Here is a 21,482-nt window from a genome sequence, read left to right on the forward strand (position 1 = left end):
AGTGTGACGGGTGGGTCGTCCGTCGTCGCTGTCCGGCGCCGGACTGCGAGGATCGGTGCCGTGTCCGTCCCCGGTGCAGTCCCCCTGGTCAGCGGTGCCGACGTCGAGGCGGCCGCCGCGCTGCTCGACGGCGTCGTCCGGCGCACCCCGCTCGAGCACTCCCGCGCCCTCGCCGAGCAGGTCGGCGGCCCGGTCTGGCTCAAGTGCGAGAACCTGCAGCGCGGCGGGTCGTTCAAGATCCGCGGCGCCTACACCCGGATCGCGCGGCTGACGCCGGAGGAGCGGGCCCGCGGCGTGGTCGCGGCCAGCGCCGGCAACCACGCGCAGGGGGTCGCGCTCGCCGCCCGCGAGCTGGGGGCGTCGGCCACCGTGTTCATGCCGGAGAGCGCGCCGCTGCCCAAGGTCGCCGCCACCCGCGGCTACGGCGCCGACGCCCGGCTCGGCGGGGCGACGCTCACCGAGGCGCTGCTGTCCGCGGTGGAGCACGCCACCGCCACCGGCTCGGTGTTCATCCACCCCTTCGACCACCCCGACGTCATCGCCGGCCAGGGCACGGTGGGGCTGGAGCTGCTCGAGCAGTGCCCGGACGTGGCGACCGTCGTCGTGTGCACCGGCGGGGGCGGGCTGGTCTCGGGGATCGCCGCCGCGGTCAAGGCGCGCCGTCCCGACGTCCGGGTGGTCGCCGTGCAGGCCGCCGCCGCAGCCGCCTTCCCCGCCTCGCTGGCCGCCGGCCGGCCGGTGCCGCTCGGCGCCATGGCGACCATGGCCGACGGCATCGCCGTCGCCGCGCCCGGTGACCTCACGCTGTCGCACGTGGCGGGCCTGGTCGACGAGGTCCGCACGGTCACCGAGGGCGACCTGTCCCGGGCCCTGCTGTTCTGCCTGGAGCGGGCCAAGCTGGTGGTCGAGCCGGCCGGCGTGGCCGCGGTCGCCGCGGTGATGGCCGACCCGGCCGCGTTCGCGCCGCCGGTGGTGGCGGTGGTCTCCGGCGGCAACATCGACCCGGTGCTGATGATGAAGGTCGTCCAGCACGGCATGGCCGCGGCCGGGCGCTACCTGTCGCTGCGGGTGCAGGTGCCCGACCGGCCGGGGTCGCTGGCGGCCCTGCTCCGCGAGCTGGCCGGCCTGTCGGCCAACGTGCTGTCGGTCGAGCACGAGCGGACGACGGCGCGGCTGGACCTCGGCGAGGTCGAGGTCGGCGTGCACCTGGAGACCCGCGGGCCCGACCACGCCCGGGACGTGCTGGCCGCCCTCGCGGCCGCCGGCTACGCCCCGCGGGTCGACTGACGCGACGGTGCCCGCGCCCCCGGGGAGGGCGCGGGCACCGGTGCGGTGCGCGGTCAGCGGACGGCGGCCGCCGGCTCCGCCGGGGCGGGCCCGTCCGCCGGCGCCCCGTGGCCGTCGTCGAGCATCGTGGTCTCGTCGAACGGGCGCTCGCCGGCGAGCACGGCCGTCATCTGCTCCCGGTCCAGCTCCTTGGTCCAGGTCGCCACCAGCATGCAGGCGATGGCGTTGCCGGAGAAGTTGGTGACCGCGCGGGCCTCGGACATGAACCGGTCGATGCCGACGATCAGGCCGACGCCGTCGAGCAGCTCGGGCCGGTGCGAGGACAGCCCGCCGGCCAGGGTGGCCAGGCCGGCGCCGGAGACCCCGGCCGCGCCCTTCGAGGCGATGATCATGAAGACCAGCAGGCTGACCTGCTCGCCGATGCTCAGCGGGTCACCGAGGGCCTCGGCGATGAACAGCGAGGCCATCGTCAGGTAGATCGCGGTGCCGTCGAGGTTGAACGAGTACCCGGTCGGCACCACGATGCCGGCGACGGGCTTGCTCACGCCGGCGTGCTCCATCTTGGCGATCAACCGGGGCAGCGCGGTCTCCGACGACGACGAGGAGACGATCAGCAGGTACTCGCGGCCCAGGTACTTGAGGAACGTGAAGACGTTGATCCCGACGACCACCTTGAGGATCGCGCCGAGGAAGACGAACACGAACACGGCGCAGGTGGCGTAGAAGCCGAGCATCAGGATGCCGAGGCTCTTGAGCGCGTCGGTCCCGGTGGCACCGACGACCGCGGCGATCGCCCCGAAGGCGCCGATCGGGGCGACCCACATGATCATCGCGAGGATGCGGAAGACCAGCCGCTGCAGGTGGCCGACGCCGGTCAGGATCGGGGTGCCGGCGTTGCCCATGGCCTGCAGGGCGAAGCCGACCAGCAGCGCGATGAGCAGCGCCTGGAGCACCGAGCCCGAGGTGAGCGAGGACAGCAGCGTGGTGGGGATGAGCGACAGGATGAACCCGGTGGTCCCCTCGGGGGCCGTCTCCTCCGCCTCGGCCAGCAGCTCCTCCCCGGCGCCGCGGACCTCGTCGGTCAGCTGCAGGCCCTCACCCGGGTGCAGCACGTTGCCGACGACCAGGCCGATCGCCAGCGCCACCGTCGACATGGTGATGAAGTAGCCGAGCGCCAGGCCGCCGATCCGGCCGACCTGCGCCGCCCGCCGGATCGCCCCGATGCCCAGCACGATCGTGCAGAAGATGACCGGCGCGATGATCATGCGGATCAGCCCGACGAACGCCGTGCCCAGCCACTTGAGCGAGACGGCGAAGTCGGGGAAGGCCAGGCCGACGGCGATGCCGAGGACCACCGCGACGATCACCGCGATGTAGAGCCAGTGGGTGCGGTCGCGTCTGCCGGACGGGGCCGGGCGCGCTGAGGATGCCGTGGTCGCGGCCATGACTGCTCCTGTGGAGTCGGTGGCTGGCGGCGGGGGACCGCCGTGACGTCGCCGACGTCGGCGACAGGAGCACTCTGGGCCCGCAGGTGATGCCGGTCACTGATTCGTTCATTGCGTTCGGTGACAGCGCCGGTACCCGACCGGGTGGGGAGCGGCACCGCCGGCCCGTGCGGCGGGGCACACTCGGCCGGTGCGCACCCCCTCGGCGCTGGTCCGCGACCGCGGCAGCCTGGCCCGCCAGCTGCTCCTGCTGCAGGGGCTGGTCGTGCTGGTCGTCGTCCTCGTGCTCGGGCTGGTCGGCTGGCGGCAGGCCGGCGACGCGGTCGAGAGCCGGGCGACCACCGAGGCGCGCAGCACGGCCGAGGCGATCGCCGACTCCCCGCTGGTCCGGGAGGCCGTCGTCGGGGCCGACCCGACCGCGGTCCTGCAGCCCTACGTCGAGCAGGTCCGGGCCGACACGGGCATCTCCTTCATCACCGTGCTCGCCCCGGACCGCACCCGCTTCACCCACCCCGACCCGGCCGAGATCGGCCGGCCCTTCCTCGGCACCGTCGGCCCGGCGCTGTCCGGCCGCACGTTCACCGAGACCTACAGCGGCACGCTGGGCCCGTCGGTCCGGGCCGTGGCGCCGGTCTTCGCGACCGGCAGCGACACCGAGGTGGTGGCGCTGGTCAGCGTGGGCATCACCGTGGCGGCGATCGGCGACGACGTGACCGCCGCGCTGCCCGGCCTGCTCGCCGCGGTGCTGGCCGTGCTCGCCGTCGGGGTGCTCGGCAGCTGGGCGATCAGCCGGCGACTGCACCGGCAGACCCGCGGGCTGGGGGCGGCGACGCTGGTGCGGATGCTGGAGTACTACGACGCGGTGCTGCACGCGGTCCGGGAGGGGCTGCTGCTGCTGGACGCCGACCGCCGGGTGCAGCTGGTCAACGACGAGGCCCGCCGGCTGCTCGACCTCGACGGCGACGTCACCGGGCGGCACGTCGGCGAGCTGGGGCTCTCGGCCGAGCTGACCGCGGCGCTGACCGACCAGCGCCCGGCGGCCGACGAGGTGCACGTGAGCGGCTCCCGCGTGCTGGTGGTCAACCAGGCCCCGGCGACCCAGCACGGCCGGTCGGTCGGCACCGTGGTCACCCTGCGCGACCACACGGACCTGCAGGCGCTCACCGGCGAGCTGGACAGCGTGCGCTCTTTCGCCGAGTCGCTGCGGGCCCAGGCGCACGAGGCCGCGAACCGGCTGCACACGACCGTGTCGCTGGTCGAGCTGGGCCGCGGTGCGGAGGCCGTCGCGTTCGCCACGGCCGAGCTGGCCCAGGCCCAGCAGCTCACCGACCGGGTGGTGGCGGCGGTCGGCGAGCCGGTGCTGGCCGCGCTGCTGCTGGGCAAGGCGGCCACCGCGCACGAGCGGGGCGTCGTCCTGGAGATCGACCCAGAGACCCACGTGGGCGCCACCGGCATCCCCGGCGGCGACCTGGTGACCATCGTCGGCAACCTGCTGGACAACGCGATCGACGCGGCCCTGCTCGGCGACCCGCCGCGGGAGGTGCAGCTCTCGCTGTGGGTGGCCGACGAGCGGCTGGAGGTCCGGGTCGAGGACACCGGGCCGGGCGTGAGCGACCCGGAGCGGGTCTTCGAGCGCGGCTGGACGACGAAGGAGTCGACGGCGCCGCGTGGTCTCGGCCGCGGCCTGGGGCTGGCGCTGGTGGCCCAGGCGGTCCGGCGCAACGGCGGCACGGTCACCGTCCGGCCGGGCCCCGGCGGGCTGTTCGAGGTGTCGCTCCCGGTCCGGGCGCCGGCGCAGGTGCCCCGGTGAGCGACCTGCAGGTGCTGGTGGTCGAGGACGAGCCGGTCGCCGCGGACGCCCACCGGGCCTACGTCGACCGGACGCCCGGCTTCTCGGTGGTCGCGGTGGCCGGCACCGGCGCCGCGGCCTGGGAGGCGCTCTCCCGGCACCACGTCGACCTGGTGCTGCTGGACATGAACCTGCCCGACACCCACGGCATCGAGCTGTGCCGCCGGTTGCGGGCCTCGGGCCGGGACGTCGACGTGCTGGCGGTCACCTCCGCCCGCGAGCTGGTGACCGTGCGCGCGGCCGCCGCCCACGGCGTCGTGGGCTACCTGCTCAAGCCGTTCAGCCAGGCCGCGCTGCGCGACCGGCTGACCGCCTACCTCGACTACCGGGCGCAGGTCCGGGCCGAGGGGGACGTGGCCGGTCAGGACGCCGTCGACCGGGTGCTGGAGGCCGCCCGCCCGGCCCGGCCGGCGCCGCTGCCCAAGGGCCTGGCGCGGGAGACGCTGGACGCGGTCGTGACGGCGGTGCGCGCCGCCACGCGGGAGGGGGAGGGGCTGTCGGCGGCCGGGACCGCCGAGCTGATCGGCGCCTCGCGGATCACCGCCCGGCGCTACCTGGAGCACCTGGCCGACACCGGCGTGGTGGTCCGCGCACCGCGTTACGGCGGCACCGGGCGGCCCGAGCTCGAGTACCGGTGGCGGTGAGCGGCCGGCCGATGAGTTCCTGCGGCGGCGCGGGTCTGGAGGGGTGGGCCGCCGAGCCGGCCGCCCGCACCACGTGCCGCTGGAGGAGTGCAGATGGACCGGACCGCCGGGGTCACCGGAAAACAGGGCGAGAACTGTCGTAGGTCGGCCCTAGCGTGCGGGGCATGACCAACGCCGTCGTCGTCGAGGGGCTCGTCAAGCGCTTCGGGGAGAACACCGCGCTCGCCGGGGTCGACCTCACCGTCTCCGAGGGCACGGTCCTCGGGTTGCTGGGGCCCAACGGCGCCGGCAAGACCACCGTCGTCCGGATCCTGAGCACGCTGCTGCGCCCCGACGCCGGGCGCGCCGAGGTCGCCGGGCTCGACGTCGCCACCCAGGCCGACCAGGTCCGCGCCGCGATCGGGCTCACCGGGCAGTACGCCGCGGTCGACGAGTACCTGACCGGGGCCGAGAACCTGGAGATGGTCGGGCGGCTGTACCGGCTGGGCAAGCGCGAGTCCAAGCTGCGCGCCGGTCAGCTGCTGGAGCGCTTCGACCTCACCGACGCGGCCGACCGCCCGGCGAAGACCTACTCCGGGGGCATGCGCCGCCGGCTGGACATCGCCGCCTCGCTGATCGCCCGGCCCAAGGTGCTCTTCCTCGACGAGCCCACCACCGGGCTCGACCCGCGCAGCCGGCTCGGCATGTGGGAGTTCATCGCCGACCTCGTCCACGACGGGACGACGATCCTGCTCACCACCCAGTACCTGGAGGAGGCCGACCGGCTGGCCGACCGGATGGTGGTCATCGACAAGGGCCGGGTCATCGCCCGCGGCACCGCCGACGAGCTGAAGGCCCAGGTCGGTGGCGAACGGCTGGAGCTCACCGTCCGCAGCGTCGAGCAGCTCGCCGCCGTCACCGAGGCGCTGCGGCCGTTGTCCCACGGCGAGGTGCAGGCCGACCAGCAGACCCGGCGGCTGTCCGTGCCGGTCACCGGCGGCACCGACACGCTGGCCGAGGCGCTGCGCCGGCTCGTCGGCGTCGACGCCGACGTGCTGGACATCGGGCTGCGCCGGCCCGACCTGGACGACGTCTTCCTCACCCTCACCGGGCACGCCGCGGAGGACGCCGAGCCCTCGGGCGACGCGGCCCCCACCACGACCACCGTCAGCGCAGGAGCCTCCCGATGAGCACCCTGGCCGAGACCGTCTCCGACAGCGTCGTCATCACCCGCCGCAACCTGATCAAGGTCAAGCGCGTGCCCGACCTGATCGTGGCCGCGACGCTGTCGCCGATCATGTTCGTGGTGCTGTTCCGGTACGTCTTCGGTGGCGCGATCGAGCTGCCCGACGGGATCACCTACGCCGAGTTCCTGCTGCCGGGCATCTTCGCCCAGACGGTGGTCTTCGGGTCCACCATCACCGGCGCGAGCATCGCCGACGACATGCAGAAGGGGCTCATCGACCGGTTCCGGTCGCTGCCGATGTCCCGCTCGGCGGTGCTCATCGGCCGCACGGTGGCCGACCTAGGGCTCAACGCCATCTCCATCGCGGTCATGGCGGTGACCGGGCTGCTCGTCGGCTGGCGGATCAACTCCTCCGTCGCCGAGGCGGTCGGGGGCTTCCTGATCCTGCTGGTCTTCGCCTACGCCATCTCCTGGCTGATGGCGATGGTCGGGCTGCTGGTCCGCACGCCCGAGGTGGTGAACAACGCCAGCTTCATCGTGATCTTCCCGATCACGTTCGTGGCGAACACCTTCGTGCCGCTGGAGAGCTTCCCGGCGGTGCTGCGCGGGTTCGCCGAGTGGAACCCGGTCTCCACGGTCACCCAGGCGGCCCGCGAGCTCTTCGGCAACATCCCCGCGGGGACGCCCGAGCCGGAGGCGTGGTCGCTGCAGAACCCGGTGCTCTACACCCTGCTGTGGGCCGTGGCGATCCTGGCGGTCTTCGTGCCGCTGTCGGTGCGGGCCTACCTGCGCACGGCCAGCCGCTGAAGAAGGACCCCGTCGTCCGGATCGCGGTGGGGTCGCCGGGTGCGGGGCGGGGCGGCGGGCGAGGATGGCAGCGATGACTTCCTCACCCGCCCCTGCGCCCCTGCCCGCGTCGAACCCGCTCGCGGCGCCGTCGCAGCTGCCCTACCAGCTCCCGCCGTTCGCCGACATCACCGCGGAGCACGTCCGCGAGGCGCTGTTCGCCGGCATGGCCGAGCACCGTGCCGAGGTCGCCGCGGTGGTCGCCGACCCGGCGGAGCCGACCTTCGACAACACGGTGGTCGCCCTGGAGCGGTCCGGGCAGCTGCTCTCCCGGGCCGAGCGGGTGTACTACAACATGACCTCGGCGGTCTCCGACACGCGCATCCGGGAGATCGAGCGCGAGTTCGCCCCGCTGGCCGCCGCCCACGCGGACGCCCTCCGGCTCGACCCGGCGCTGTTCGCCCGGGTCGACGCGGTGCACGCCGGCCGCCACGACGCCGGGCTCGACGAGGAGCAGGTGCGGCTGGTCGAGCGCTACCACCTCGACTTCGTGCTGGCCGGCGCCGCCCTGGACGACGCCGGGCGCGCCCGGCTGCGGGAGCTCAACCAGCGGCTGGCCGAGCTGAGCACCGCCTTCGACCAGAACCTGCAGGCGGCGACCACCGCCGCCGCCGTCGTGGTCGACGACCCGGCCGAGCTCGACGGGCTGTCCGAGGCCGAGGTCGCCGCCGCAGCCGGCGCGGCGGCCGAGCGGGGCCACGCGGGCGCCCACCTGCTCACCCTGGTGCTGCCCAGCGGGCAGCCGGCGCTGGCCAAGCTGCGGGACCGGGAGCTGCGCCGCCGGCTGTACGAGGCGTCGGTGACCCGGGCGTCGTCCGGCGAGCACGACAACGGCCCGGTCGCGGCCGAGATGGCCCACCTGCGTGCGGTGCGAGCCCGGCTGCTCGGGTTCGACACCCACGCCGACCTGATCGCCGCGGACCAGACCGCGAAGACCTCTGCGGCGGTCGACGCCCTGCTCGGCGAGCTGGTCGGCCCGTCGGTCGCCAACGCCGGGGCCGAGGCCGCGGTGCTGGCCGAGCTGGCCGCCGCCGACGGGGTCGAGCTGGCCGCCTGGGACTGGGCGTTCTACTCCGAGCGGGTGCGGGCCGAGCGGTACGCCGTCGACAGCACGGCGCTGCGGCCCTGGTTCGAGCTCGACCGGGTGCTCGTCGACGGCGTCTTCCGCGCCGCCGAGCTGCTCTACGGCTGCACGTTCTCCCCGCGTCCCGAGCTCGTCGGCTACCACCCCGACACCCGCGTCTGGGAGGTCACCGGCCCCGACGGGCAGCCGGTCGGGCTCTACCTCGGCGACTTCCACGCCCGCGAGGGCAAGCGCGGCGGGGCCTGGATGAGCAGCTTCGTCCCGCAGACGTCGCTGCTGGGCACCCGGCCGGTGGTCTTCAACAACCTCAACGTCACCCGCCCGGCCCCGGGGCAGCCCACGCTGCTGACCCTGTCGGAGGTCACCACGCTGTTCCACGAGTTCGGCCACGCGCTGCACGGGCTGTTCTCCGACGTCACCTACCCGCGGTTCTCCGGCACCGCCGTCCCGCGGGACTTCGTCGAGTTCCCCAGCCAGGTCAACGAGATGTGGGCGCTCTGGCCGGAGGTGGTCGGCCACTACGCCACGCACGTCGAGACGGGGGAGCCGCTGCCGGCCGCGACGGTGCAGGCCATCGAGGCGGCCTCGCTGTGGGGTGAGGGGTTCGCGACGCTGGAGTACCTGGCCGCCACGCTGCTGGACCAGGCGTGGCACCGGCTCGACCCGGAGACCGTCGTCGAGGACCCGCAGGCCTTCGAGGCGCAGGCGCTGGCGGCGGCCGGGGTGGCCTCGGACCTCGTCCCGCCGCGCTACCGCACCACGTACTTCCAGCACGTCTTCGCCGGTGGCTACTCGGCCGGCTACTACTCCTACATCTGGTCGGAGGTGCTGGACGCCGACACCGTGGAGTGGTTCAAGGAGAACGGCGGGCTGACCCGGGCCAACGGCGACGTCTTCCGCGACCGGCTGCTGTCCCGCGGCGGGTCCGTCGACGCCCTCGGGGCCTTCCGCGCGGTCCGGGGCCGGGACGCCGACACCGGCCCCCTGCTCCGCCGCCGTGGCCTGACCGCCCAACCCGCCTGACGGCGGGTCGACGAGGGCGGCCGCCTGCCCGGCGGCCGCCCTCGTTGCACGTGTTGTGGCCGCACTGCACGCGCCGCAGCCCGAGCAGTGCGCACAGACCGCGTGCAATGCGGTCAGCAGGGTGCGCCGCGCTCAGCCGGCCGCCGCCCGCCGCCCGCCGACTTCGATCAGGTGCCCTGATCAAAGGCCGTCCTCCCGCAGCAACGTCGGTGCGGGGGGACGGTCTTCGATCAGGGCACCTGATCAACGCGCGGGCTACAGCCAGGGGAGTTCGAGGACCAGGTCGAGGTCGTCGGGGGCGGCGCCGTCGCGGACCAGCCGGTTGGGCTGGCGGTGGCCGCACCGCGTGCAGCGGTGCACCACCTGCCAGCCCTTGCCGGACTTCTCCACCAGGCCGATGGGCTCCATCAGCGCCCGGCACTCGCTGGCCCGGTCGCCGGGCAGTTCGTCGACGTGCAGGGACCACAGGCACCACGGGCAGTGGTTGCGGTAGTGGCCGTCGGTGTTCGCCGGCACCAGGGTCGAGCAGTGGCCGCAGACGAAGTCGGTGTTCTCCGCCCGCCGGCCCCGCGCCTGCCCGCCCGTCATCGTGCTGGTCGTGCGGTCGGTCAGGGTGCGAACGGCTCGACGGCCAGCACCTTGACCGAGATCTGCTTGCCGTTGGGTGCCGTGTAGGTGACCGTGTCGCCCGGTGCGGCGCCCACGATCGCCGAGCCCAGCGCCGACTCGGGGGAGTAGACGGTGAGCTCGGTGGTGCCGGCGATCTCGCGGGAGCCGAGGAGGAACTTCTCCGTGTCGTCCTCGTCGCCGTCGAAGGCGATCGTGATGACCGTGCCGAGCGCGGCGTTGGTCGCCTCGGTCGGGGCGGCGCCCACCCGCGCCTTGCGCAGCAGGTCGGTGAGCTGCCGGATGCGGCCCTCGGCCTTGCCCTGCTCCTCGCGGGCCGCGTGGTAGCCGCCGTTCTCCTTGAGGTCACCCTCCTCGCGGCGGTCGTTGATCTCCTTGGCCATCGCCGGACGGCTCGCGATCAGCTGGTCGAGCTCGGCGCGCAGCCGGTCGTGGGCCTCCTGCGTCAGCCAGACGCCCTGGTCCTGCTGGTCAGTCGGGGTGGACACGGATCACTCCTGGTGCTCGGAAGCGCGACCCTCCGTCAGGAGGGCCACCGGGTGGTCAATCCGGGCAACCTAACACCGCGAGGTGTCCCGACGCAGCCGCCATCGGAACGGCACCGGGCAGAAGTCCGCGGCCGGGACCCGGGGCGGCAGCGTGGCGACCGGCACAGTGCCGATGTCCCGGCCCGCGCACCAGGGTCCGCGTCGGAGGGTCACAATGAGGAGGTGACCGAACCGGACCAGCTGCGTCTGCTCGCGGTGCACGCCCACCCCGACGACGAGTCGAGCAAGGGCGCCGCCACCATGGCCAAGTACGTCGCCGAGGGCGTGCGCGTGATGGTGGCCACCTGTACCGGTGGCGAGCGCGGCTCGGTGCTCAACCCCGCCATGGACCGCCCCGAGGTCTGGGAGCGGATGGCGGAGATCCGCACCGAGGAGATGGCGAAGGCCCGCGAGATCCTCGGCGTCGAGCAGGAGTTCCTCGGCTTCGTCGACTCCGGCCTGCCCGAGGGCGACCCGCTGCCGCCGCTGCCCGAGGGCTGCTTCGCGCTGGTGCCGCTCGAGGAGGCCGCCGCCCCGCTGGTCGAGCTGATCCGCCGGTTCAAGCCGCAGGTGATGACGACGTACGACGAGCGCGGCGGCTACCCGCACCCCGACCACATCAAGACCCACGAGATCTCCGTGCACGCCTTCGAGGCGGCCGGCGACCCGGAGCGCTACCCGGAGCTCGGTGAGCCCTGGCAGATCAGCAAGCTCTACTACCACATGAGCTTCACGCTGCCCCGGACGAAGGCGCTGCACGAGGCCATCCTGGCCAGCGGCGCGGAGTCCCCGTACACCGAGTGGCTGGCCGACTGGGACCCGGAGAAGGACATCTCCCACCGGGTCACCACCCAGGTGCCGTGCGCGGAGTACTTCCCGGTCCGGGACGCCGCGCTCATCGCGCACGCCACCCAGATCGACCCGACCGGCCGCTGGTTCTCCGTGCCGCTGGACGTGCAGAGCAACGCCTGGCCGACGGAGGACTACGAGCTGGCCCGGTCGGTCGTCGACTCACCGACGCCCGAGGACGACCTGTTCGCGGGCATCCGTTGCTCGGCGGAGATCTCGTGAACACCGCGCTTGTCCTGCTCGCCGCCGCCGAGCAGCCGCAGCTCCCCGAGGACGTCGGCAAGGCCGGCCCGCTCGGCCTGCTGCTGATCGTCCTGCTGCTCATCGCGGTGATCGTGCTGGGCCGGTCGATGGGGCGGCACCTGAAGAAGGTGCCGATGAGCTTCGACCCGGCCGACCAGGTGCCCGACACCCCGGCCGAGCTGGTCACCACCCCGGCGCGGGACCCCGGCGAGGAGCTGCTGGACACGCTGCGCCGGGCGCCGCTGGCGATCGAGCCGCCCCGGGACGACGACGGCCGGCCGGGCCCGCGGGCCTGACCGGCCGCCGTCTCCTGCCGGGGTCACCAGCGGTGCGCGACGTCCACGACGACCCGGCTGCCTGAGCCGGGGCCGGTGAGCACGGCGACCCGGAACGGCAGCCGCGCCCGGGTGCCGATGCCCACGGTCGTGCTGCCCTCGAAGGACCCAGCCCAGGCCACCTGCCGGAAGGTGGCCCAGCCGGTCGTGCGGACCAGCTCGCGCGGGTCGGCCGGCCGGTAGGTCGCGGAGCCGTTCGCGTCGTACGCCGGCGCGTGCACCACGACCTGCAGCACGGCGCCGCCGCGGACCGGGACCGGCCGGCCGGAGCCGTCGGCCACCAGCTGCGGGACGTACCGGACGTCGTAGCCGACCCGGGTCGCGCCCGAGACGTCGACGACCAGCCGGTCGAAGCACGCGTGCTGCCCGGCCCGGACGTCGTGCACGACGGCTCCGGCGCTGCCCGGGCCGGACGGGTCGCCCTCGGGTTGAGACCCCCAGGTGAGGCTGCACCAGGGCGCGGCGTGGGCGGGCCCGACCAGGCCGAGCATCGTCACAGCGACCGCGGCCAGGACGAGCAGGAGACGGGACAGAGGACGGGGACGGGGACTGTCCATGGCGTGCCTCCAGTGGTGTGCGCCGGCGGCAGCGTCCCGCGACACGCCGCCCAATACCAGATGTGCAGAGGCTCCACAACCACCGAATCGTGGGCGTGTCGGCTGTCAGGTCCCGTGGTCGTTGTGCACCGCCACGGACGCCCGGCTGACCCTCCGGGGGGACGGTGCGGGGCGTCCGTGCCCGCACGCTGGACCGCTGCCCCATGATCACCGGATGACCACCCAGCGCAGCACGCGCGACTCGGAGCAGCGCGACCCCGAGAAGCGTGGCCATCCGCCGGGTCTGGGCCGGGTGGGCACCCGGGCGCTGGAGATCGCCGAGAACGTCGTCTACACCGGCATCGCGATCTTCCTGGTGGCCACCGCGCTGCTGCTGCTCGGCGTCGCGGCGAAGACCAGCTGGGGCCTGGTCGGCGACTTCTCGACCACCCCGGTCCTCGAGGTCCTCGACGTCCTGCTGCTGGTCTTCATCGTCGTCGAGCTGCTCTTCGCCGTCCGGACCACCGTCGAGCGGCGCGAGCTCGTGGCCGAGCCCTTCCTGCTGGTCGGGATCATCGCCTCGATCAAGGAGATCGTCGTGCTCTCCGTCGAGGCGGCCGGCGTGATCGGCAAGGGCGCGGAGTTCGACGACCGGATCACCGAGATCGCGGTGCTCGGCGTCCTGGTCCTGCTGCTCGGCAGCACCGCCTGGGCGCTGCGGGTCAAGGAACGGGAGCCGGACGAGGGCAGCTGACTGTGTCCGCTCTGGGCTGACCGACAGTCGCACCGACGGCTGATTACACGCTTACAGTGGTGCACACAGTTCGTCGTCCCGAGGAGGACACCGTGCACGCACACCACCGCTTCCCACCCGAGGGCTTCCCCGGCCGGGGCCGCGCCCGCGGTCGCGCCGCCGACGCCCCGCCGCCCGTCGAGCGGGCCGAGGTCGCCGGCTGGTTCGCCGGCCGGCTGCCCGACGAGTGGTTCGCCGGTCCGGTCGAGCTGGTGATCGACCGGGACGAGATCACCGTCGTCGGCGCCGTCCCCGAGCCCGACGCCGGTGACGGCGACCCGGCGGCCGCCCGGGCCGGCCGGATCGCCCGCTTCCGTGAGCAGACCCGCACCCAGCGGATGGCGATCGCCGACGCGGCGCAGGAGCGCTACGGCCGGTCGGTCGCCTGGGGTGCCAGCTGCGGCGGCGAGCGCGAGCTGTTCACCACCCTGTCGGTGCCGGTGATGACCCGGCTGCGGCAGCCTGAGCGGCTGGTCCTGGACACCCTGGTCGACGCCGGGGTCGCCCGGTCGCGCTCGGAGGCGCTGGCCTGGGCCGTGCGCCTGGTCGGCCAGCACACCGACGACTGGCTCACCCAGCTGCGCGAGGCCATGGCCGGTGTGGAGCAGGTGCGCGCGCAGGGGCCCCGCGTCGACTGAGGCCGCGCGTCCGAGCTCACCTCCCGTGCTCCTGGCTCACCTCCTGCCGTGAGCCAGGAGCACCCGGGATCAGGTCACCTGATCCCGGGTGGCGGGCAGCGGGGACACTGGGTCGGGTGACCACTGCCGTCGAGCCCACGGAGACCGACGTCCTGGTGGTCGGAGCCGGTCCGGCCGGCTCGGCGGCAGCCGCCTGGGCGGCCCGCAGCGGCGCGGACGTCGTGCTCGCCGACGCCGCGGTCTTCCCGCGGGACAAGACCTGCGGCGACGGGCTGACCCCGCGGGCGATGGGCGAGCTCGACCGGCTCGGGCTGGGGGACTGGGTCCGGTCCAAGGGTCGCAACCGGGGGCTGCGCGCCGCCGGCTTCGGCCAGGAGCTGCTGCTGCCCTGGCCCGGCGGGTCGCTGCCCGACCACGGCGGTGCCGTCCCGCGGACCGAGCTGGACGCCCGCATCCGGGACGTCGCCCTGGCCGCCGGGGCCGCACCGCTCGAGGGGTCCCGCGCGGTCGACGTGCAGCGGGACGGCGACCGGGTGACCGGCGTGGTCTTCCGCGGCCCGGACGACGCGGTCAGCACCGTGCGCTGCCGCCGGCTGGTCGTCGCCGACGGCGCCCGCTCGCCGCTGGGCCGGGTGCTCGGCCGCGAGTGGCACAAGGACACCGCCTACGGCGTCGCGGCCCGCGGGTACGTCACCTCCGGCCGCAGCGACGACGAGTGGATCTCCTCGCACCTGGAGCTGCGCGGCGCCGACGGTGAGCTGCTCTCCGGCTACGGCTGGGTCTTCCCGCTGGGCGACGGTCAGGTCAACGTCGGGGTCGGCACGCTGGCCACCGAGCGGCGCCCGGCCGACGTCCGGCTGCGCAGCCTGCTGGAGCTCTACACCGACCAGCGGCGCGAGGAGTGGCAGATCGACGGCGCCGTCCGCGCCCCGGCCAGCGCCCTGCTGCCGATGGGCGGGGCGGTGTCGAACGTCGCCGGCCGCAACTGGGCGCTGATCGGCGACGCGGCCGGCTGCGTCAACCCGCTCAACGGCGAGGGCATCGACTACGGCCTGGAGACCGGCCGCACCGTCGTCGAGCTGTTCGACGAGGACGACTGGTCCCGGGCGTGGCCGGCCGGCCTGCGCCGGCACTACGGCGAGGCGTTCTCGATCGCCCGGCGGCTGGCCGGGCTGCTCACCGTGCCCCGGCTGCTGCCGGCGGCCGGACCGGTCGGGATGCGCTCGCGGGCCCTGATGACCGTCGCGCTGCGGGTGATGGGCAACCTGGTCACCGAGGCAGACCGGGACGTCGTCGCACGCGCCTGGCGGCTGGCCGGCCGGCTGTCGGTCCGGCTGGACCACCGCCCACCCTTCGCCTGAGCGCACCGCCCGCAGGCCGGTGTGGGGCGGACACGCCGCCCGCCTGTCGCGGCTAGTGCGCGATGCGCAGTAGCGTGCGGTGCACATCAACGGCCGGGGAGGCGCGATGGACACCACGCAGCTGCTCAAGGGGGTGCTGGACCTCGCCGTCCTCGCGGTCCTGGACGGCGAGGACGGCTACGGCTACGACGTCGTCCGGCGGCTGCGCGCGGCCGGGCTGCAGGACGTCGGGGACGCGTCGGTCTACGGCACCCTGCGCCGGCTGTACTCCGCCGGGCACCTGACCTCCTACGTGGTCCCCTCCGCGGAGGGGCCGCACCGGAAGTACTACGGGCTCAACGTCTCCGGACGCTCCCAGCTCGAGATCTCGACCAAGACCTGGCACGGCTTCGCCGACACCATGACGGCGCTGCTGCAGCAGAACGCGGAGGTGGCGTCATGACCAGTGCGACGGGGACCGCCCGGACGGCGGAGATCGCCGGGTACGCGGCGGCGGTGCGGGCGGCGCTGGCCGACGTCCCGGCCGACCGGAGCGAGGAGCTGCTCGACGACCTCGAGGAGCACCTCGCCGAGGTGGCCGCCGACGACGAGGCGCCGCTGGAGTTCCGGCTCGGGTCGCCGGCCGCCTACGCCGACGAGCTGCGGAGCGCGGCCGGGCTGCCGGCCGGTCCCGCCGAGCGCCGGGCCGGGGCGCTCGCCGGCGGTGCTGAACTGGTCGCCCGGCTGCGCGCCTGGGGTCCGGTGCGCCAGGTCGAGGAGTTCCTGCCCGAGCTCCGGCCCGCGTGGTGGGTGCTGCGCGCCTGGGCCGCGGTGACCGCCGTCGACGTGGTCTTCGTGGGCGGCACGTCCTTCCCGGTGCCCACGCTGGGGCTCGGCCCGGTGGGCTTCGTGGTCACCGCCGCGGCGGTCGCCTGGTCGGTGCGCCTGGGGCTGCGGGCCAGGGCCGAGGGGCGCGCCCCGGGCCGCGCCGCCATCGTGCTCAACGCCGGGCTGGGGCTGCTCGCGCTGATCGCCCTGGTGGGGCTGGCCGACCGCACCGGCGTGGCCTCCGCCGAGCCGGTCTACTACGACGACGGCGCCCCGGACACCCTCGTCCACGAGGACGGCACGCCGATCACCAACGTGCTGCCGTACTCCTCGACCGGAGAGCCGCTGACCGGCGTCCTGCTGTACGACCAGGACGGGCGGCCGATCGACGACCTCGCCGACTGGACCGTCGACGGGGAGCTGGTGGAGACCGTCCCCGGCTCCCCGGTGCAGCCCGGCAACGCCTTCCCGCAGCAGCGGCAGGTGCACACGTACGACGACCAGGGGCGGCCGGTCGTCGTCCCCGTGCCGGAGGCGCCCGCCACCCCCACGCCCTGACGGCCCTCCTGCAGGGCGGGGGGCAGGAGGGTCCTTCCTCAGACGAACGGGCTGTTGTAGATCGCGAAGTAGACGGCGATGTAGTGGCAGGTCGCGGCCACGATGGTCATCGCGTGGAAGACCTCGTGGTAGCCGAACGTGCCCGGCCAGGGGTTGGGCCGCTTCGACGCGTACGCGATCGCGCCGACGCTGTAGAGCAGGCCGCCGGCGGCCATGAGGACCAGCACGGTGACGCCGACCAGGTCGAGGATGTCGACCAGCACGAACACCGCGGCCCAGCCCAGGGCCAGGTAGATCGGGACGCCGAGCCAGCGGGGCGCGTGCGGCCAGGCCATCTTCAGCCCGATGCCGAGCAGCGCGCCGGTCCACACGGTGACCAGCAGCCACCACCCGGTGGGTTCGGGCACCGCGAGGAAGGCGAACGGGGTGTACGTGCCGGCGATGAACAGGAAGATCATCGAGTGGTCCGCGCGCTTCATCAGCGCCCAGCCGCGCGGTGACCAGCGGCGGCGGTGGTACAGCGCGCTGACCCCGAACAGGCCCAGGATGGTCACGCAGTAGACCGTCACCGGGAAGCCGGCCCGAGCGCCCTCGACGAACGCCAGCGGGATGAGCACCGCGGCGGCCAGGATCGAGCCGAAGAAGGCGAACAGGTGCAGCCAGCCGCGCATCCGGGGCCGGGAGTCGGGGTGGTCGTAGTCCCGGTCGCCGTACTCGCTGAGGGCCCACTCGCCCTGCATCGCGACGCCGTCGACCTGCTCGCCCTCGGCGTGGACGGTGCACACCGCCTCGGCCAGCGGGGCCTCCAGCTCGGCGCCGCCGGCGCTGACCCGGACCTGGTCCTCGCGGTCAGGGGAGAGGGTCATGCACCGAGGTTACGGAGCAGTAGGTGGCGCGTCATCCCGAGCCGGCTGTGAGGTTGCCGGGCACCGGCGCGCCCTCGGGTCGGCCGGGGCGGCCCCCTGGTCCTAGGGTGGCGGCGTGGGGGTCCGCAGGAAGGTCCGGGACGGGCTCACCGTCCTCTACGAGCGCCGTCTCGCCCGGGCACTGCTGGGGGCGGACATCCCGCGGCACGTGGGCGTCATCATGGACGGCAACCGGCGCTGGGCCCGGGCCATCGGCCTCGAGGACGTCGCCCACGGCCACCGGCGTGGCGCCGAGAAGATCGTCGACCTGCTGGGCTGGTGCGACGACGCCGGCGTCCAGGTGGTCACGCTGTTCATGCTCTCCACGGACAACCTGGGGCGTCCCGAGCCAGAGCTGAGCGCGCTGCTGTCGATCATCGAGGACGTCGCCACCGACCTGTCCCGCCCCGGCCGGCGCTGGCAGCTGCGGCCGATGGGTGCGCTGGAGCTGCTGCCGGCGGAGACCGCCGCGGTGCTGAAGAAGGCCGAGGGCGACACCCAGGGCCGGCCCGGGGCGACGGTCAACCTCGCCGTCGGCTACGGCGGGCGCCAGGAGATCGCCGACGCCGTCCGGTCGCTGCTGACCGAGCACGCCGAACGGGGGACGACGCTGCCCGAGCTGGTCGAGGCGCTCGAGGTCGACCACATCGCCGAGCACCTCTACACCCGCGGGCAGCCCGACCCGGACCTGGTGATCCGGACCAGCGGCGAGCAGCGGCTCTCCGGCTTCCTGCTGTGGCAGACGGCGAACTCCGAGTTCCACTTCACCGACGTCTACTGGCCCGACTTCCGCCGGGTCGACTTCCTCCGGGCGCTGCGGGACTACGCCGCGCGGCACCGCCGCTTCGGCGGCTGACGCTCCGGCGAGCATCGCAGGGAGCGCCGGCGACCGAGGAGCGGAACCGGGGCGGAGGCCGCCTGTGTCCGGGCGGCTGAGAAGATCGCGGGCATGGCAGCCGGCGCGGTCGACGTCCCCCTGGAGTACGTGCGGCTGGGGCTGCGCTTCGACCGGCTGGAGTCCGGCTTCGTCGATGCCTACACCGGCGACCCGCGGCTGCGCTCGGCCGTCGCCGACGAGCCCGCGCCCACCCCGCACCAGCTGCGGGACCAGGCGCGTGCGCTGCTCGGCGAGCTGGACTCGGCGTCCCTGCCGGCAGACCGGACCGCCTACCTGCGCGGCCAGCTGACCGGGCTGGAGTGCACCGCCCGCAAGATGGGCGGGGAGCCGGTCGGCTTCATCGCCGAGGTGGAGGCCTACTTCCAGGTGCAGGTGTCGCTGGGGGACACCGCGGAGTACGCCGCCGCGCACACCGAGCTGGAGCAGCTGCTGCCCGGCAGCGGCACCCTGGCCGAGCGGTACGCCCGGCACCGCCGCCGCGAGGAGTGCCCGCCGGCGAAGCTCGAGTCCGCCGTCCATGCGCTCTCCTCGGCGCTGCGCGACCGGGTCCGCGGGCAGTACGGCCTGCCGGAGTCGGAGACCGTGCGGTACGAGGTCGTCACCGACAAGCCGTGGTCGGGCTTCAACTACTACGAGGGCGGCTACCGGTCCCGGGTGGCCATCAACGCCGACCTGCCGCACCGGCTCGCCCAGCTGCCGCACCTGGTGGCGCACGAGTCCTACCCCGGCCACCACACCGAGCACTGCCGCAAGGAGCAGGGCCTGGTGGAGCGCGAGCACCACCTGGAGCACACGGTGTTCGTGGTCAACACCCCCGAGTGCCTGATGGCCGAGGGGCTGGCGGACCTGGGCGTGGAGGCGGCGATCGGCGAGGGCTGGGGCCCGTGGGCGGCCGAGGTGCTGGCCGACCTCGGGCTGCGGTTCGACGGTCACCTGGCCGAGCGGATCGCCACGGCGGCCGCCCCGCTGAACCGGGTCCGCCAGGACGCCGCGATCCTGCTGCACGACCGGGGCGCCGACCCCGACGAGGTCGCTGCCCACCTGCAGCGCTGGGCGCTGGTCAGCCACGACCGCGCGGTGCAGCAGCTGCGCTTCCTCACCGACCCGCTGTGGCGGGCCTACATCTCCACCTACGTCGAGGGTTTCGACCTGCTCTCCACCTGGCTGGCGGCCCGCCCGGCGGAGCAGCCGGTCGCCGACCGCTTCCTGCGGCTGCTCGACGAGCCGCTGACCCCCGCCGTGATCACGGCCGAGCTCGCCGGCGCCTGATCGCCGTGGTGCGCGCGACGCCGGGGGAACGCCGGGTCCTCGGGCTCTGGACGGCGGGCTGGCTGGCCGTGCTGCTGGTCGGCGGCCTGCTCTGGCTCGGCGACCTGTCGCTGCAGTGGCCGGTGCTGCTGGTGCCGCTGGTCTGGGCGCTGGTCGCCGTCCGGCCCCGCCGGGAGCCCTGAGCGGCTCCTCGCGGCAGCTGAACGGGAGGTTTCCGGCAGTTCACGAATGCCTCACGAGTCACCCGTTGGCGTGTCCTGCCGCTGCTTTTGTCGGTCCCGGGGCCTAGCGTCCGTGGTGGCGGACGGGTTCCACCCCGTCCACCACGGGAGGCCCGGTTGGTGCGACTTCGTACGTCGACCAGAGGGGCCGTGTCCCGGCCCCTGCGCCGGGACCCGGCCACCTTCGAGCCGGGGCGCGCTGTGCGCCCCACGGGAGTCGACTCGTGAGCACTCGCCGTACGTTCGTCCTCGACACCTCCGTCCTGCTGTCCGACCCGGGTGCGCTGCTGCGCTTCGACGGGCACGACGTGGTGCTGCCGCTGGTCGTCATCAGCGAGCTGGAGGCCAAGCGGGACCACCCGGAACTGGGCTGGTTCGCCCGGCAGACGCTGCGGGCCCTCGACGACCTGCGGGTCGCCCACGGCCGGCTGGACGCGCCGGTGCCCATCGGTGACGGCGGCAGCACGCTGCACGTCGAGCTGAACCACAGCGACCCCTCGGCGCTGCCGGCCGGCTTCCGCAACGACAGCAACGACAGCCGGATCATGGTGGTCGCGCTGAACCTGCGAGCCGAGGGCCGGGACGTCTGCCTGGTCACCAAGGACGTGCCGCTGCGGGTCAAGGCCGCCGCGCTCGGGCTGGAGACCGACGAGTACCGCGCGCTGGGAGCGGTCGACGCGGGCTGGACCGGGATGGCCGAGCTGTCCGTCGACGAGCCGGAGATCCAGGCCCTCTACGAGCGCGGGTCGGTGTACCTGCCGGCCGCCGCGGAACTGCCCACCCACACCGGGCTGGTGCTGCTGTCCGCCCGCGGCTCGGCGCTGGGCCGGGTGCTGCCGGACAAGCAGGTGCGGCTGGTCCGCGGCGACCGGGACGCCTTCGGGCTGCACGGCCGGTCCGCCGAGCAGCGCATCGCGCTGGACCTGCTCCTGGACCCGGAGATCGGCATCGTGTCGATGGGCGGCCGCGCCGGCACCGGCAAGTCGGCGCTGGCGCTGTGCGCGGGCCTGGAGTCGGTCATGGAGCGGCGGGCGCACAAGAAGGTCGTCATCTTCCGGCCGCTGTACGCCGTCGGCGGCCAGGAGCTCGGCTACCTGCCCGGCAGCGAGGGCGAGAAGATGGCGCCCTGGGCGCAGGCGGTCTTCGACACCCTCGGCGCGCTGGTCAGCGGCGACGTGCTGGACGAGATCGTGGCGCGCGGGCTGATCGAGGTGCTCCCGCTGACCCACATCCGCGGTCGGTCGCTGCACGACTCGTTCGTGATCGTCGACGAGGCGCAGTCGCTGGAGCGCGGCGTGCTGCTGACCGTGCTGTCCCGGCTGGGCACCAACTCCCGGGTCGTGCTCACCCACGACGTCGCGCAGCGGGACAACCTGCGGGTCGGCCGGCACGACGGCGTCACCGCGGTGATCGAGGCGCTCAAGGGCCACCCGCTGTTCGCCCACGTCACCCTCACCCGGTCGGAGCGCTCCCCGATCGCCGCCCTGGTCACCGAGATGCTGGAGGACCTCCCCCTCTGACCCTCTTGCGGTCCTCCTCCCGCTCTTGCGGTGCTGCAGCACCGCAAGAGCG

At 74.3% G+C, this 21,482-nt stretch carries 22 protein-coding genes; 17 read left to right on the plus strand and 5 right to left on the minus strand.

The window, feature by feature from the left end:
• Positions 1 to 60: 60 nt before the first annotated feature.
• Complete coding sequence (gene ilvA, locus HL054_RS00400) at positions 61 to 1,287, plus strand: threonine ammonia-lyase (protein ID WP_369136702.1); 1,227 nt, start codon at positions 61 to 63, stop codon at positions 1,285 to 1,287.
• Positions 1,288 to 1,340: 53 nt separating this feature from the next.
• Here the strand turns inward: ilvA and HL054_RS00405 are convergent, their stop codons facing one another.
• The gene (locus tag HL054_RS00405; protein WP_369136703.1) at positions 1,341 to 2,732 is read right to left on the minus strand and encodes a cation:dicarboxylate symporter family transporter; all 1,392 of its coding nucleotides are present in this window, start codon (positions 2,730 to 2,732) and stop codon (positions 1,341 to 1,343) included.
• A 190-nt stretch (positions 2,733 to 2,922) separates the two neighbouring features.
• Here HL054_RS00405 and HL054_RS00410 point away from each other — a divergent pair, with 190 nt between their 5' ends.
• From HL054_RS00410 to HL054_RS00430, 5 genes are all read left to right on the plus strand, one after another.
• Positions 2,923 to 4,542 carry a sensor histidine kinase gene (locus HL054_RS00410; protein WP_369136704.1) on the plus strand — a complete coding sequence of 540 codons (1,620 nt, stop codon included), beginning with the start codon at positions 2,923 to 2,925 and terminating at the stop codon, positions 4,540 to 4,542.
• Positions 4,539 to 5,225, plus strand: coding sequence for a response regulator (locus tag HL054_RS00415; protein WP_369136705.1), 687 nt, complete (start codon positions 4,539 to 4,541; stop codon positions 5,223 to 5,225). The genes HL054_RS00410 and HL054_RS00415 overlap by 4 nt, the downstream gene beginning before the upstream one ends.
• Before the next feature lie 164 nt (positions 5,226 to 5,389).
• Positions 5,390 to 6,394 carry an ATP-binding cassette domain-containing protein gene (locus tag HL054_RS00420; protein ID WP_369136706.1) on the plus strand — a complete coding sequence of 335 codons (1,005 nt, stop codon included), beginning with the start codon at positions 5,390 to 5,392 and terminating at the stop codon, positions 6,392 to 6,394.
• Positions 6,391 to 7,197 carry an ABC transporter permease gene (locus HL054_RS00425; protein WP_369136707.1) on the plus strand — a complete coding sequence of 269 codons (807 nt, stop codon included), beginning with the start codon at positions 6,391 to 6,393 and terminating at the stop codon, positions 7,195 to 7,197. Before HL054_RS00420 ends, HL054_RS00425 begins: the two co-directional genes overlap by 4 nt.
• A gap of 73 nt (positions 7,198 to 7,270) precedes the next feature.
• A complete protein-coding gene (locus HL054_RS00430) occupies positions 7,271 to 9,343 on the plus strand; it encodes a M3 family metallopeptidase (RefSeq protein WP_369136708.1) in 2,073 nt (690 codons plus the stop codon).
• A gap of 255 nt (positions 9,344 to 9,598) precedes the next feature.
• On the opposite strand, the gene HL054_RS00435 is transcribed toward HL054_RS00430, so the two are convergent.
• Positions 9,599 to 9,931: an RNHCP domain-containing protein gene (locus HL054_RS00435; RefSeq protein ID WP_369136709.1), complete on the minus strand. Its 333-nt coding sequence runs from the start codon at positions 9,929 to 9,931 to the stop codon at positions 9,599 to 9,601.
• A gap of 20 nt (positions 9,932 to 9,951) precedes the next feature.
• Positions 9,952 to 10,458 (minus strand): transcription elongation factor GreA, encoded by a 507-nt coding sequence (gene greA / locus HL054_RS00440; RefSeq protein WP_369136710.1) that lies wholly within the window; start codon positions 10,456 to 10,458, stop codon positions 9,952 to 9,954.
• Between the two features lie 222 nt (positions 10,459 to 10,680).
• Between greA and mca the strand changes: the two genes are divergently transcribed.
• Positions 10,681 to 11,568, plus strand: a complete 888-nt coding sequence (mca, locus tag HL054_RS00445; RefSeq protein WP_369136711.1) for a mycothiol conjugate amidase Mca — start codon at positions 10,681 to 10,683, stop codon at positions 11,566 to 11,568.
• The gene (locus HL054_RS00450; protein WP_369136712.1) at positions 11,565 to 11,885 is read left to right on the plus strand and encodes a hypothetical protein; all 321 of its coding nucleotides are present in this window, start codon (positions 11,565 to 11,567) and stop codon (positions 11,883 to 11,885) included. The genes mca and HL054_RS00450 overlap by 4 nt, the downstream gene beginning before the upstream one ends.
• 23 nt (positions 11,886 to 11,908) lie before the next feature.
• Here HL054_RS00450 and HL054_RS00455 read toward each other — a convergent pair whose 3' ends face one another.
• Positions 11,909 to 12,481, minus strand: coding sequence for an AMIN-like domain-containing (lipo)protein (locus tag HL054_RS00455; protein ID WP_369136713.1), 573 nt, complete (start codon positions 12,479 to 12,481; stop codon positions 11,909 to 11,911).
• 214 nt (positions 12,482 to 12,695) lie between these two features.
• Here HL054_RS00455 and HL054_RS00460 point away from each other — a divergent pair, with 214 nt between their 5' ends.
• The 5 genes from HL054_RS00460 to HL054_RS00480 all read left to right on the plus strand — a co-directional run bounded on the left by HL054_RS00460 (position 12,696) and on the right by HL054_RS00480 (position 16,617).
• Positions 12,696 to 13,214: a phosphate-starvation-inducible PsiE family protein gene (locus tag HL054_RS00460; protein WP_369136714.1), complete on the plus strand. Its 519-nt coding sequence runs from the start codon at positions 12,696 to 12,698 to the stop codon at positions 13,212 to 13,214.
• A 92-nt stretch (positions 13,215 to 13,306) separates the two neighbouring features.
• Positions 13,307 to 13,891, plus strand: coding sequence for a hypothetical protein (locus HL054_RS00465; RefSeq protein ID WP_369136715.1), 585 nt, complete (start codon positions 13,307 to 13,309; stop codon positions 13,889 to 13,891).
• Positions 13,892 to 14,007: 116 nt separating this feature from the next.
• Positions 14,008 to 15,252 (plus strand): geranylgeranyl reductase family protein, encoded by a 1,245-nt coding sequence (locus HL054_RS00470; RefSeq protein ID WP_369136716.1) that lies wholly within the window; start codon positions 14,008 to 14,010, stop codon positions 15,250 to 15,252.
• Positions 15,253 to 15,358: 106 nt separating this feature from the next.
• The gene (locus HL054_RS00475) at positions 15,359 to 15,694 is read left to right on the plus strand and encodes a PadR family transcriptional regulator (protein WP_369136717.1); all 336 of its coding nucleotides are present in this window, start codon (positions 15,359 to 15,361) and stop codon (positions 15,692 to 15,694) included.
• Entirely contained in the window at positions 15,691 to 16,617 is a 927-nt protein-coding gene (locus HL054_RS00480; RefSeq protein ID WP_369136718.1) for an HAAS signaling domain-containing protein, read from the plus strand. The genes HL054_RS00475 and HL054_RS00480 overlap by 4 nt, the downstream gene beginning before the upstream one ends.
• Before the next feature lie 38 nt (positions 16,618 to 16,655).
• Here the strand turns inward: HL054_RS00480 and trhA are convergent, their stop codons facing one another.
• Positions 16,656 to 17,483, minus strand: coding sequence for a PAQR family membrane homeostasis protein TrhA (gene trhA, locus HL054_RS00485; protein ID WP_369136719.1), 828 nt, complete (start codon positions 17,481 to 17,483; stop codon positions 16,656 to 16,658).
• Between the two features lie 115 nt (positions 17,484 to 17,598).
• On the opposite strand from trhA, the gene HL054_RS00490 reads away from it, so the two are divergent.
• From HL054_RS00490 to HL054_RS00505, 4 genes are all read left to right on the plus strand, one after another.
• On the plus strand, positions 17,599 to 18,378 hold the full coding sequence (locus HL054_RS00490) for an isoprenyl transferase (protein ID WP_369136720.1): 780 nt from the start codon (positions 17,599 to 17,601) through the stop codon (positions 18,376 to 18,378).
• Between the two features lie 93 nt (positions 18,379 to 18,471).
• Positions 18,472 to 19,689 carry a DUF885 domain-containing protein gene (locus HL054_RS00495; protein WP_369136721.1) on the plus strand — a complete coding sequence of 406 codons (1,218 nt, stop codon included), beginning with the start codon at positions 18,472 to 18,474 and terminating at the stop codon, positions 19,687 to 19,689.
• Positions 19,690 to 19,697: 8 nt separating this feature from the next.
• On the plus strand, positions 19,698 to 19,871 hold the full coding sequence (locus HL054_RS00500) for a hypothetical protein (protein ID WP_369136722.1): 174 nt from the start codon (positions 19,698 to 19,700) through the stop codon (positions 19,869 to 19,871).
• Between the two features lie 263 nt (positions 19,872 to 20,134).
• Entirely contained in the window at positions 20,135 to 21,430 is a 1,296-nt protein-coding gene (locus HL054_RS00505) for a PhoH family protein (protein WP_369136723.1), read from the plus strand.
• Positions 21,431 to 21,482 lie beyond the last annotated feature (52 nt).

Source organism: Modestobacter versicolor (assembly GCF_041028285.1).
Classification (GTDB): Bacteria; Actinomycetota; Actinomycetes; order Mycobacteriales; family Geodermatophilaceae; genus Modestobacter; species Modestobacter versicolor_A.

Coding starts and splice junctions, on each gene's coding strand:
- HL054_RS00475 (WP_369136717.1), top strand. CDS start 15,359: ATGGACACCACGCAGCTGCTCAAGGGGGTGCTGGACCTCGCCGTCCTC.
- HL054_RS00455 (WP_369136713.1), bottom strand. CDS start 12,481: ATGGACAGTCCCCGTCCCCGTCCTCTGTCCCGTCTCCTGCTCGTCCTG.
- HL054_RS00480 (WP_369136718.1), top strand. CDS start 15,691: ATGACCAGTGCGACGGGGACCGCCCGGACGGCGGAGATCGCCGGGTAC.
- HL054_RS00435 (WP_369136709.1), bottom strand. CDS start 9,931: ATGACGGGCGGGCAGGCGCGGGGCCGGCGGGCGGAGAACACCGACTTC.
- HL054_RS00430 (WP_369136708.1), top strand. CDS start 7,271: ATGACTTCCTCACCCGCCCCTGCGCCCCTGCCCGCGTCGAACCCGCTC.
- HL054_RS00425 (WP_369136707.1), top strand. CDS start 6,391: ATGAGCACCCTGGCCGAGACCGTCTCCGACAGCGTCGTCATCACCCGC.
- HL054_RS00495 (WP_369136721.1), top strand. CDS start 18,472: ATGGCAGCCGGCGCGGTCGACGTCCCCCTGGAGTACGTGCGGCTGGGG.
- HL054_RS00460 (WP_369136714.1), top strand. CDS start 12,696: ATGACCACCCAGCGCAGCACGCGCGACTCGGAGCAGCGCGACCCCGAG.
- HL054_RS00405 (WP_369136703.1), bottom strand. CDS start 2,732: ATGGCCGCGACCACGGCATCCTCAGCGCGCCCGGCCCCGTCCGGCAGA.
- HL054_RS00420 (WP_369136706.1), top strand. CDS start 5,390: ATGACCAACGCCGTCGTCGTCGAGGGGCTCGTCAAGCGCTTCGGGGAG.
- trhA (WP_369136719.1), bottom strand. CDS start 17,483: ATGACCCTCTCCCCTGACCGCGAGGACCAGGTCCGGGTCAGCGCCGGC.